A 12,244-nucleotide genomic window follows, 5' to 3' on the forward strand; every position below is an offset into this window, starting at 1 on the left:
AGGGTATTTACTATAACTTCCGGGCAATCGCGAGCTGTACAGCATTGTAAAAATAGTCGATTCCTGACAGCACTCTGCCAGACAACCACGCTCGTTGAACAGCATTTCCTTATTTTTGGCTATGTAATTCTATTTCCGCTGCCCTTTTTGTATGACTAGTCCGCTCCGCTGCGCCATTATCGAAGACGAACCGCTAGCGCAGCAATTACTCGAAAAGTACGTCCGTCGTGTTCCCTCGCTTCAGCTGATTGCCACCTTCGATGATGCCATCAGCGCGTTCGAGCAGCTACCCGCTCAGCAGCCCGAGGTTATCTTCCTAGACATCAATATGCCCGAAATGACGGGGCTGGAATTTCTACAGGCCTACCCGTCACCCCATCCCTTAGTGGTCATGACCACGGCAAACCCCAATCATGCCATCGAAGGTTTTGATCTGGGCGTGGTGGATTATCTACTGAAACCCATTGCCTTCGATCGGTTTCTTAAAGCCATTGGCCGGGTCAAGGAACGAGTACCTAAACCGGCACAGGCCCCACCAGCCAACAACTCATTGGCCGATTCGGTCAGCCTGCCCATTCCCAGCCCGGCAACAATGGAACCACCAGCGGCTGATTTTATCTATCTCAAAACGGATAAGAAACTCGAACAGATTCACCTCAATGAGCTGGTCTATGCCGAAGCGCTGGGCGATTACATCAAGGTTTTTCTGCCGGATCGATTTGTGGTTACGCACCTCACGATGACCAAGCTGGCCGAAGTTCTCCCTACTGATCGCTTTCTGCGGATCAACCGGTCGTTTATCATCCAGCTTCGTCACGTCAAAGTGCTGGAAGGCAACTCGGTCCGACTATCGACCGGCGACAGTCTGATCATCGGACCGAGGTATCGGGATGCCGTTAAAGAGCGGATCCGACGGGAGCAGATTGGCTAGTGACAAGCGGTTTAACGCATCCGGCTCTTTTCCTCGTCGTTACCCAGACTCCCCGCCCGGGCTGCCTTTACGGTCTTCTTGCCGAAGTTGTAGCTGAACGACACCTTGACGCGCTGGCTGTCGTTGTAACTCCGCATGGTGAAGTTTACCTGTCCGTAGTTCGACTCCAGCCGGCTGGTCATCGTCCGGAATACGTCACTCACGTCAATCCGCAGGTTAACCTGTTTAGCCAGCAGCGATTTCGTCAGACTCATTGATACCCCGCCAAATCCTTTCTGCGTGAACAGGCCCATCCGGGCGGGCGACATGTATTGCCCAGTCAGTTCGTACTTCCAGTCGCGGGGCAGGGAAATGATGTTCGACGAAGTAAGCATCACCCATAAACCCGCTGCCCGGTACTGACTTAGCTCATTGATAGCCGTACTGGTTTGGTTGCCCATCCCCATCAGCGTCGTGTTCGTCTGCCAGGTTTTCGTTATGCTTTTGGCGTAGGTCGCTCCCACGTAAAAATCATTGCCGTTCCGAAGGTTGTCCATCACCTGCGTATACCGTAACGTAGCCGGGTCAGCGCGTAGCACCGTTGTGATCTGGTCGCGGATGTACGAATAATTAGCGAACAGGTTCAGGCTACCGAGTGCGTAAAAGGCATCCAGTGTGTGCGCAAAAGACGGCCGGATCATCGGGTTTCCTTCAATGATTGTGTACGGATCGATCAGGTTACGGTACGGAACGAGGCTGCTCAGGCTGGGGCGGCTCACTTTCCGACTGAGCGTAACGCCCCACGAGTGACCGTTTGCCAGGCTCCGGTTCAGCCCCAGGCTGGGAAACAGACCGGCATAGGTACGCGCCAGCGCCGACTGGGCCAGGTGCTGCTCCGTACGTTCGATGCGCAAGCCCCCCTGCCACGACCAGCCTTTCCCCCACGACCGGCTCAGGTTTGAATAAGCAGCATAGGTATGCTCCTGGTAGAGTCCTGCCTGGCTGTATGTTGGATCAAACTGGTACTGGCCGTTGACGAAGTTGTCCTGCTGAAGGGTATTGTCGTTGCGGATGAAAACGTACTTTGTCCCCACGTCCAGCCGCCATTTTTTACCTAGTACTGGGGTAGCGTAGTCGAGCTGGCCAATCAGGTTACGCTGCTGACTCGGATTCAGGATACGGAGCCGGGTTACAGGCCCATCAGGCGCATCGTTCAGGCCGATACGCTGATAGTTGATGAATTGCGAAGCGTCCTTATTCAGCAATGATTCCGTTACAAATACCGTCAGTTCCTTAGACTTATCCGATCCGAGTGTTGCCTTGTAGCTCAGGTTCAGATCATACACGTTCGCCTTTTCCCGTCCGAAGTTTTCCGTACGGATTGTCGAGTCGGCAAGGGCAGCCACCGTAGAGCGGGTTCGTGTATCGGTGTCGGTGTTCCCCCGGCGCCAGTTGCCGTTTAAACGCAGGCTCAAGACGTGCCGGGCATTAATAGCGTAATCAGCATTTAGATTGGTGGCCAGCGACCGGTACGTATTCAGCGTCAGTAACGTATTTTGTTGGGTGGCACCGGGAAAGGTTCGATCGAGAGTTTGGGTCGAATAGGCTGTTGACGGCAGCGTCGCGTTAAGGCTGCCGAAGACGGTCCATTTCCCCTGCCGGAGCGTCAGCGATCCATTGGCCGACGAACGACTGTATTGCCCCTGCGAATAGGTCAGCGTCGACCGACCGCTTATGCCCTGCTCCCGGCTCTTTTTGGTAACGATGTTGACTACGGCGTCGACGGTGGCATCATAACGGGCTGACGGGTTTGTGATCACCTCGATACGCACAATATCTTCTGCCGAGAACGTTTGCAGGAAACTAGCCAGGCTTCCCTGGCCCATCTGCCGGCCATCGACCTGTAGGAGGACATTCGATTTGTTACCTACGCTGATTGCTCCGCCCTCGTACCGGACGCGGGGAATGTACCGCAGCAGATCTTCGGCTTTGTTACCCCGCGTAATGACGCTGCCTTCTACGTTCAGAACAAGCCGGTCGGCCTGCTGACGCACCAGCGATGGCTGCGCTTTTACCGTAACTTCGGACAGGTTTTGGGCACTGGCTTCCAGTATCAGGGGCCCAACGTCAGCCGTCGCCGTTTCGGCGCTTAGCGTAACGACAGATGAATAAACGTCTTTAAATCCAACAGCGCTGATACGTGTGCGGTACGTTCCCGACGCGAGCTTGTCCATCACGAATAGACCTGATTCATCAGAAATAGCCCCTTTAACCACCGTTGAATCAGTGTCCCTCAGCAGGGCTACGGTTGCGTAGGCAACAGGTTGTTTTGCCGTGTCCGTAACCCGGCCGGTTAGTTGATGTTGGGCCAGTGCCTGTACTGAAAAAAGAAAGAGGAAGATAATTAGCCGTGCGTTCATGGGGCAGTTTGTGTTGCGTGATTGATGATGCAAACCTAGCCCTGCCCCACCGGCTGCCTTTCCTTTATTCGGCGAATCAGCCGTCCTATTCGACCAAGCGTACTAATCCATTTTCGTCGAAAAATTTGGCGTTTTCATCGAAAAAGAACCGGTACTTGCGGGGAACCCCCGATGTTTGATGCATGAAATTTCCAGCTATCCAGCTTCCCTTCCTGACTCCATCGATCCGCCGGATACTCCTGCACGGCATTATTATCAGTACGCTATACGTGCTGGTCAGCGCAGATGGCTTGTCCGCTGGCCTAACGTACCAGTATGGTACCATCGGTCGGTGGTACACCTACGGTCAGTTTCTGCTTCAGCTATTGATCTATTACGGCTGGGGATACTGGCTGTTCCCCCGTTATCTCTACCGGTTCAGGCCCGTTTCATTACTGGCGATTATTCTTCTCTCCTATACCATTGCATACCTGGCGAACTACGCGGGATTTGCCTGGCTTCACCAAACCGTCAACTTCCCGGACAATACGCCCATACTCCCGTTTCGCGCCAATTTCTGGTCGAACACGGTCACCATGTGGCATCGTATGGAGCAGCATGGCCCACTGGGTCTTTTTGCCAATGCTTCGCTATTCGGCTGGAACTTCCTGCTTTCGTTCACCTATCCATCACTGTTGCTGGCGTTCAAGGGCCTCTATGACAACATGTCCTCACAGGTGAACAATGCGCAGTTGAAAGAGCAAAACATGCAGCTCGAACTCAACTACCTGAAAAGCCAGATCAACCCACACTTCCTGTTTAATGTGCTCAACAGCGTCTATTCGCTGACGGAAGAAGACTGCCCGCCAGCCGCTCAACTGGTCCACCAATTGTCGGGATTGATGCAGTACACACTGTACGAAACGACCGAACCGACCGTTCCGCTGCAAAAGGAGCTTCAATTTATCCGGGATTATATAGCCCTGGAAAAAATCCGAACGGGAAAACGGGCTGACATTCAGGTATCACTTCCCGAAACAGTCGACGAACGCGTACAGATCGTTCCGTTTCTGCTGATCCCGTTTGTGGAGAATGCCTTCAAACACGGCGTGCAACGGAGTGCGCGTAAATCCTGGGTCAACCTGACCGTCGCGGTCAATGAGACGGCCCTGCAGCTAACCATCAGCAACAGCAAACCAGCAATGCCCGAAGCCAGCGTCGGGGGGCTGGGGCTAACGAACGTCCAAAAACGATTGAACTTATTATATCCAGCACACTCGCTGCGGGTCACCAACGACCTGGATCAGTATAGCGTTGATTTGACCTTGCCGTTCGTGGCTTAATCGGCTAAAGCTATCTCGAAATGCTCAGATAGCTGGGCGTTTGTCAAACCAGGGACGCGCCTGTTCCAGTTGGCCAGCCAGGCGGAACAGTGTGGCTTCGTCGCCGAGTTTGGCCGCGAACATGACGCCGATGGGCAAGCCATCGGGCGACCAGTGCAGCGGTACCGACATGGATGGTTGGCCCGTCATATTCGTGATAACTGTGAATGAAATATAGCCCAGCGACCGCTCGGCCAGTTCGTCCACCATTTTGCTACCGTTCAGGTATTTCAAACCCCCGACTGTATCGACCAGTTTAAGCAGGCGCTGTTCTGATGCTGTGTTTTGGAACGTACCAATGGCGATAGGCGGGCGGGGCAGCGTAGGCGTCAGGAATACGTCGTAGGTTTCGTGCAGTTGTCCCATTGTCCGGTTTAACGAATTCCACCGTCGTTTCTGAAAAGCGAGATCCGTCGCGGAGAAGCCTTCGGCCAGGCGGGCCTGCGCCCAGGTATTCAGTTCAACGTCGTCACGTCGGGCGGGACGACCAAGGTAGTGTCCCAGTTCACGTAGCGTAGCGGCCGTTTCGCTCAGGACGTTCAAAAAGAAAGCTTCCGTAACGATCGTCTTTTCGTACGGCAGCGGAATTTCATCGACGGTATGCCCCAGGCTTTCGAGTAATTTGACGGTTTCCTGCACGGCTTTACTACATTCAGCGTCGGTTGTCTGCGAGGGCATCAGTGATTGCGTCGAAAAAGCAACCCGTAACTTGCCCGGCTCCCGCCTTACTTCCTCAACGAAAGGTCGCTCGGGTGGGGCAATGCCATACGGATCACCCGCCAGTGGACCCGCCGTCGCATCCAGCAACGCGGCACTGTCACGAACGCTACGGGTAACGGCATGTCCCACGACCGCACCGTTCCAGAGTTCGCCGAAGCGAGGCCCCAACGTAACGCGTGCCCGCGAGGGCTTTAGCCCAAACAATCCACAGCAGGAAGCTGGAATTCGAATCGAACCGCCCCCGTCCGAAGCCGTAGCCGCCGGAACGATGCCAGCCGCTACAGCAGCAGCCGACCCGCCACTCGATCCACCCGGCGAGTGCGTCAGCTTCCAGGGATTACGTGCCGGTCCGTACAGTTTCGATTCGGTATAAGGCGTCAGACCAAACTCGGGGGTGTTTGTCTTGCCGAAAAAGACGAGTCCAGCCGCTTTAAGTCGTTTAACAACCTCGCTATCTGCCGACGAAACATAATTCTGGTACCCCCGACTGCCCGATTTCATGGGCGTTCCACTCCATTCAAATTCGAGGTCTTTAAGCAGAAATGGTACACCCCCGAATGGTTTATCGTTAGGCGATTGTTCGGCCATGACGCGCCCCTGCTCATAGAGGGGCGTCACGATCGCATTGAGTTGTGGATTAACAGCTTCAGCGCGAGCAATGGCCGTTTCCAATAGTTCAGCCGGTGTTGCGTCACCCGAACGAACCAGCTCGGCCAGCGCCGTAGCATCGCGCGCGATGTAGTCAGTAAAGGGTAAGGCAGCAGATGGAGTAGGCATGAACAGGTCAGGAAGGAAAATCTACATTACTGCTTGGCTTCAGCTACCGCAATTTTCGAATCGGCCGTACCGTAGTACAAAAACCATTTGCCCTTGAAGGGGACCATCCCTTCCAGAAAACAAACCTGATTCACCTGCCCTGTAATCTCATAAGGTTGATCAGGCCGGATGAAATAATTCTCTGAGCGATCCGCCAGCCGGGTTGGGTCTTTCGCATCAAAAAGCAGTTGACCGCCCGTATAGGCACCTTTGGGCAGGTTTGGGTCGCCGTTTTGGTCCGCGTTCATCCCATTATAAATAAGCAGAATACCGGCGGGAGTTACCATACCAAAGGGACCGGGTTCAATCAGGCGGGAGTCGTGCTTACCCCGGCGCGACTCGGCAGCGGCCAGCAGTGTTCCTTTTTCATCCTCCAGGGGCGTCCAGTGAATCAGATCTGTTGAGGTAGCCATATACAGTTGCGCCTGATCACCCCAGTACATCCAGTATTTGCCGTTGATCTTATGAGCGATCAACTTACTACCAACCCGTTTGCAGACGATAGCCCCGGATTTCGACCAGAGATTCCGGTATTTACCGTTGTCATACTCGTCAAAGGCTATTCCGTGTTTTGTCCAGTTGGTCAGGTTCTTCGACGTAGCGACGCAAAGTCGGGCCTTATCGCCATCGTAGGCCGTGTAGGTCATTACGTACACCCCATTCGGACTTTCGACAACGCGCGGGTCTTCGCAGCCCCCCTCCCACTCGTAGGTTTTCATGTCATCGTTAGCCGGACAAAAAACGGGTTTTGGCATCCGCTTGAAATGAACGCCATCGTCGCTACTAGCCAGCCCTAGCCGCGACGTACCAGCGTGTTTACCGACGGTGTCCTCGGCTCGATAAATCATATATACTTTCCCGTTACGTACCACAGTGGCCGGATTAAATACGTCTTTTTCCTCCCAGCGAACCGTATCTTTTCGAATGGGGCAGAAAAACGTAGTATTCGCTTTGGCGTCCAGAATAGGATTATCGGCGGTCTGCTTCCTGAATGGCCCGATCATCCACGATTTTTCGGGAGCAACCTGCGCCCATCCTGATGACAGACAGGCGGTGATAAAGAGAAATACGTACGAAACAGTAAGGCGACGCATGAATGAAAAGAATTGACAAGTTTTATGAGTAAGCAGGTCGAACCTCGTTTTCTACCTGTCTAGTTAAGTAAGGCATTTTGGCCGGGCTGCTCCAGCGACACCGGACCTTCGCTCGGAAGTTCAACGCCCCGCCCCTCAAACCACCGCGACCGTTGTCGTCGTCCGTCTTCGTCGTCCAGTTCCAGCAACCGAATACCGCCGGGCTGGTCGGGCGTGGGTTCCTCGTACACAACCTGAAGCCCCACCCAGGCCAGATAGCTGTTCAGGGTCATTTCGAGCGGCTGATTGCCGAAAATACACAGGTCGTAGTACCAGCCCAGCGACTCACCGGCCACCGCTTCGGTCTCTTCCCGGTAGTCGCCCAACGTATAGCCCTTGAACGGTTTTCCAAATTGCTGCCACATTTGCCGCATAACGTCATCCAGCGAGTGGGTATGGTTGGTCAGTTGGCGAATGTGCAAATCCAGAATCAGTGCGGCAATAGCGCCTTTGTGATACACCGACACTTTCCGATCGGGCACGCCTTTCTCGTAGCCATCCAGCCACAGATCCCAGGACGACTCCACCAGCGACTGAAACGCCCGGCCGTTGCTCTCGAAGTGGCGCTTGAAAAGCACCTGTAGTTCTTTCAGGTAAGCCGCATCGTCAAACACGCCCGACTGGCGCAGCATCAGATCGCCGTAATACGTCGTAACGCCCTCGGCGACAAAACAGGTGGGGAAGTAGTTTTCTTTCGTGAAGTCATACGGCAGTAACTCCGTTGGACGAATTCGGATAATGTTCCAGGCGTGGAATAACTCGTGCGAGGCTACACCCAGCAGATCCTGATACAGCCCTTCGCCCTCGTCGTTTGGTCCCAGCACCAGCATGGTTGAGTTGCGGTGCTCGACGCCGTGGTAGTACGCTACCGGTAGGATAATGGTCAGGAAATGGTAATCCCGTTCGGGAAACTCCCCAAAGAGGGCAAGCTGTTTTTCGGAGAAGCGCGTGAAATCCTGAATGATCCGGTCGGCGTCGAAGGTAGGATCGCCGTTGGTCCGTCGCCCCCCCTGAATCCAGACGTGAAAGAGCGTATCGCCAACGCTGTACTCAACGTGCTGCATCACCGGAGCCGCAATCAGCGGGCAATCGACTAATTCGTAAAAATCGTCAGCCTGCCAGGTGCGGGTATTGACCTGCTTCAGTCCGCAGGCTACTGTCCAGGTATCTGGAATCGCCAGTTCGAGCGTACAGGGGTCGTCGATGCGGCCTTCTGCGTAGAGGCAGAGGTTGACCGGATTGACGTACAGCAACGTATCGCTGATAAAGCTGCTGCCCGCATTAAGTAGGTTTGGTGTGGGTAATAAAGCGTAGTAGTTGTAGTGTACCATTAATTCCGTAGCCCCTCCCATCTCCACCAGCCAGCGGTCTTTTGTCGTCTTCCAGAAGGGCAACGGCCTTCCTGTACCATCGACCACCGCAAACCGCTGAATATTTTTGGCAAAATGCTGGAGTTCATACCGCCCCGGCCGCCAGGCAGGTAGTTGCAACTCAACAGTCGGCGTAGTAATGTTCGTTAGCTGAGCCTCAACGGCGATGTAGTGCGGGGCACTGGTACGGTCGGCAGACAGGCGATAATGCATAGGACTTGATTCTCTTTCGAATACAAACGTAACGGCTTGGGATCAAAATCGTTTTTCTTAAAAACGAGGCTTGATAAACTGCCTTTATTGGTCTATCTTTGCGGACTCATTTGGAAAACAAGGGTTTTAGGAACATATAGATCATGAAAAGAACGTACCAACCATCGAACCGGAAGCGGAAAAACAAGCACGGCTTCCGCGAGCGGATGTCAACCGCTAATGGCCGCCAGGTGCTGGCCCGTCGTCGCGCAAAAGGTCGCCACAAACTGACCGTTTCGGACGAGAAAAAAGGCGAACGTTTCAAACTGTAGTAACCGGTACGTGCCGGTTTCATCCCCGGCTCACCTGTTATTCGTTATTGATTACGTTTCCATGCGGCAAACCTTCACCAAATCCGAGCGGCTTTGCAGCAAAAAAGTACTGGGAGAGTTATTTAAGAAAGGTAGTACGTCCGGTCCCGATGCGACCGTCCAGACGTTCTACCTTTTTCCGTTTCGGGTGCTCTATCGCCCCCACCCGACCGACGCCCTCTCCGGCGAGGTCCCTCTCCCCGCAATTGTCATCACGGTCTCAAAACGGAACTTCAAACGGGCCGTTGACCGCAACCTCGTTCGGCGTCGCATTCGCGAAGCGTATCGCCTGAATAAGCACTTGTTACCAGCCGACAAAGTACCACCGGCTAACATTGCCTTTTTATATACCGCCAAGCAGATAATTTCGTTTGAAGAGATAGAAAAAGGCATGAAATTAGCCTTAAGAAAACTCTAAGCCCGGCTACGCTCATGCGCTTCCCCAAACGAATTTCGCTCTTGGCTTCTGCTGCTCTCGTAGCAGGCGGCATTGGCTTCTTTTCTTTCAAAACCGACGATCGCTTTTTCGAGATCGCCCGGAACCTGGACATCTACGCGACGCTCTTCAAAGAGCTAAACCAGTATTACGTCGACGAGGTCAATCCGAACCGGATGGTGAAGACCAGTATCGACGCTATGCTGAAAGCCCTCGATCCGTATACCAACTTCTACGCCGAAGACGATATTGAGGATTACATGACCATGACCACCGGCCGCTACAACGGCATTGGGGCACTCGTTGGTCAGCGGCAGGGCAAGAGTATCGTCCTGATGATTTACGAAGGTACGCCAGCCGAAAAATCAGGCCTGCAGATCGGCGATGAGATTCTGAAAATTGACGGTGTCGATATCAAAACCCGCAAGGAGCGTGACGGCAGTATTGATACAGGCAAGCTGCTGAAAGGCCAGAACGGTACGGCCGTTAAGCTGACCGTTAAGCGCTTTGGGCAGCCCTCGCCCGTCGACCTCAGCGTTAGCCGCGACGTAGTGAAAATGACCAATGTACCGTACTACGGCATGGTATCGGACGATGTTGGCTACATTGACCTGAAAGATTTTACAGCTACAGCCTCCCGCGAGGTACGCACGGCGTTCCAGGACCTGAAGGGCAAGGGCATGAAAAAGCTGATCCTTGACGTCCGCGAAAATCCAGGCGGGCTCCTGAACATGGCCATCGACATCTCGAACACCTTTATTCCCAAGGATTCGGAAGTCGTCACGACCAAAGGCAAAGTGACGGAATGGAACAAGACCTACACGGCCTTGAACGCTCCGCTGGACCTGGAAATTCCGATTGTTGTCCTGACGAACAGCCGGAGCGCGTCGGCCGCCGAGATCGTCTCAGGTGTAATTCAGGACTATGACCGGGGTGTGCTGGTTGGTCAGCGGACATACGGTAAAGGGCTGGTGCAGGCGACTCGTGAGCTGTCGTTCAATACGAAACTTAAGATCACGACCGCCAAGTATTATATACCCAGCGGCCGTTGTATTCAGGCCATCGATTACAGCCACCGGAATCCCGACGGCAGCGTAGGCAAGATTCCGGATTCATTGAAAACGGCATTCAAAACCAAGGCGGGACGTGTCGTGTACGACGGGGGTGGTGTACTGCCCGACGTGGTGGTCGATGCACAAACGCCAACGCCGATCGCCCTCAGCCTGACTAACAAAGGGTTGATTTTCGATTATGCCGTCAAATACCACCACGATCACCCGACGATCAAACCCGCCCGCGAATTTCACCTGACCGACGCGGAATACGCTGACTTTGTGAAGTGGACGGCCGATAAGGAATACGATTACACCACGCAGGTTGAGAAGGACCTGGGCACGCTGGAAGCGTCGGCCAAGAAAGAAAAATACTTCGATCAGATTCAGGATCAACTAAAAGCCCTGAAAACGAAAGTGTCGCACAGCAAAGACGCCGACATGATGACGTTCAAGCCGGAACTACGTGGCCTGCTGGAACAGGAAATTGCGGGTCACTACTATCTGCAAAAAGGGATTAAAGAAGCTTCATTTGCGACCGATCCCGAAATGAAAGCCGCCCTCGACCTCTTCAAAGACATGGGCCGGTATAGTACGATTTTGAAGAAGAAATAATTTTAAAAGGAGGAAAGGGAGGAGAGGAGGATGGAGGAAAGGAATTTTACGAATCAGTGTTTTTACCTTTCCTCCTTCCTCCCCCTCCTCCTTTCCTCCTCCCCTTTATGCTCCTCCTCTCCCTCGATACGTCAACGGCTGCCTGCTCGGTGGCGCTGCATCAGAACGGTACGCTTTTGGGTTGCTACGAACTGTTTACCGAGCGCACGTCGGCGGCTATGCTCACGACGCTGATTGACGACGTAGTGAAACAGGCTGGTTTTGAGTTGAGTATGGTCGACGCGGTTGCCGTCGCTAAGGGACCGGGTTCGTATACGGGGTTACGCATTGGCGTCTCGACGGCCAAAGGACTTTGCTTTGCGCTCGACAAACCCATGCTGGCGGTCAACACGCTGGCAGCCATGGCCGCTCAGGTACAGGCGTTTTACCCAGTTGACTACGTATTATGCCCCATGATCGACGCCCGGCGGATGGAAGTGTACTGTGCGTTTTACGGTGTCGATGGCCAGGAGATACGCACTACGTCGGCGGAAATTATCGACGAGCAATCGTTCAGTGAGCAGTTGGCACAGGGACCGGTTGTCTTTTTCGGCGATGGTGCCGCCAAGTGTCAATCCGTACTGGGCAGTAATTCCAATGCAATTTTTCTTGATAAACTAATCGTGCCCTCCGCCCGGACGATTGGCGCACTAGCGACTCCGCTTTTTGCGCAGGGACAATTTGAGAACGTAGCGACCTTCGAGCCGTTCTACCTCAAAGAGTTTATGACGACGGTCCCGAAAAAGCCGCTGGCGGTATAAACGTAGTCGTAGGCGCCGGTTCTACTTGGTCTGTTAGGGCCAGTTGCG

Annotated in this window: 10 protein-coding genes; 6 read left to right on the forward strand and 4 right to left on the reverse strand. The window is 53.8% G+C overall.

All coding sequences use genetic code 11. The features are described from left to right. The first annotated feature begins 151 nt into the window (after window positions 1-151). The gene (locus HU175_RS23385) at window positions 152-931 is read left to right on the forward strand and encodes a LytR/AlgR family response regulator transcription factor (RefSeq protein WP_176568871.1); all 780 of its coding nucleotides are present in this window, start codon (window positions 152-154) and stop codon (window positions 929-931) included. A gap of 11 nt (window positions 932-942) precedes the next feature. Here the strand turns inward: HU175_RS23385 and HU175_RS23390 are convergent, their stop codons facing one another. Next, entirely contained in the window at window positions 943-3,330 is a 2,388-nt protein-coding gene (locus HU175_RS23390) for an outer membrane beta-barrel family protein (protein ID WP_176568872.1), read from the reverse strand. A 182-nt stretch (window positions 3,331-3,512) separates the two neighbouring features. Here HU175_RS23390 and HU175_RS23395 point away from each other — a divergent pair, with 182 nt between their 5' ends. Beyond that, window positions 3,513-4,652 carry a sensor histidine kinase gene (locus HU175_RS23395; protein WP_176568873.1) on the forward strand — a complete coding sequence of 380 codons (1,140 nt, stop codon included), beginning with the start codon at window positions 3,513-3,515 and terminating at the stop codon, window positions 4,650-4,652. Between the two features lie 24 nt (window positions 4,653-4,676). On the opposite strand, the gene HU175_RS23400 is transcribed toward HU175_RS23395, so the two are convergent. Genes HU175_RS23400 through HU175_RS23410 form a run of 3 tightly spaced genes read right to left on the reverse strand, consistent with a single transcriptional unit; the run spans window position 4,677 to window position 8,943 of the window. After that, the gene (locus HU175_RS23400) at window positions 4,677-6,188 is read right to left on the reverse strand and encodes an amidase (protein WP_176568874.1); all 1,512 of its coding nucleotides are present in this window, start codon (window positions 6,186-6,188) and stop codon (window positions 4,677-4,679) included. Between the two features lie 26 nt (window positions 6,189-6,214). Beyond that, complete coding sequence (locus HU175_RS23405) at window positions 6,215-7,321, reverse strand: glycoside hydrolase family 130 protein (protein WP_176568875.1); 1,107 nt, start codon at window positions 7,319-7,321, stop codon at window positions 6,215-6,217. A 59-nt stretch (window positions 7,322-7,380) separates the two neighbouring features. Then, on the reverse strand, window positions 7,381-8,943 hold the full coding sequence (locus HU175_RS23410) for a M61 family metallopeptidase (protein WP_176568876.1): 1,563 nt from the start codon (window positions 8,941-8,943) through the stop codon (window positions 7,381-7,383). Between the two features lie 143 nt (window positions 8,944-9,086). Between HU175_RS23410 and rpmH the strand changes: the two genes are divergently transcribed. The 4 genes from rpmH to tsaB all read left to right on the forward strand — a co-directional run bounded on the left by rpmH (window position 9,087) and on the right by tsaB (window position 12,196). Further along, entirely contained in the window at window positions 9,087-9,254 is a 168-nt protein-coding gene (gene rpmH / locus HU175_RS23415; protein ID WP_080241397.1) for a 50S ribosomal protein L34, read from the forward strand. 61 nt (window positions 9,255-9,315) lie between these two features. Then, entirely contained in the window at window positions 9,316-9,711 is a 396-nt protein-coding gene (rnpA, locus tag HU175_RS23420; RefSeq protein WP_176568877.1) for a ribonuclease P protein component, read from the forward strand. Between the two features lie 14 nt (window positions 9,712-9,725). Then, window positions 9,726-11,396 carry a S41 family peptidase gene (locus HU175_RS23425; RefSeq protein WP_176568878.1) on the forward strand — a complete coding sequence of 557 codons (1,671 nt, stop codon included), beginning with the start codon at window positions 9,726-9,728 and terminating at the stop codon, window positions 11,394-11,396. A 107-nt stretch (window positions 11,397-11,503) separates the two neighbouring features. Next, window positions 11,504-12,196 (forward strand): tRNA (adenosine(37)-N6)-threonylcarbamoyltransferase complex dimerization subunit type 1 TsaB, encoded by a 693-nt coding sequence (gene tsaB / locus HU175_RS23430; RefSeq protein WP_176568879.1) that lies wholly within the window; start codon window positions 11,504-11,506, stop codon window positions 12,194-12,196. The last annotated feature ends 48 nt before the right edge of the window (window positions 12,197-12,244 follow it).

Origin of the sequence: Spirosoma sp. KUDC1026 (assembly GCF_013375035.1) — a bacterium.
In the GTDB taxonomy this organism is placed as follows: domain Bacteria; phylum Bacteroidota; class Bacteroidia; order Cytophagales; family Spirosomataceae; genus Spirosoma.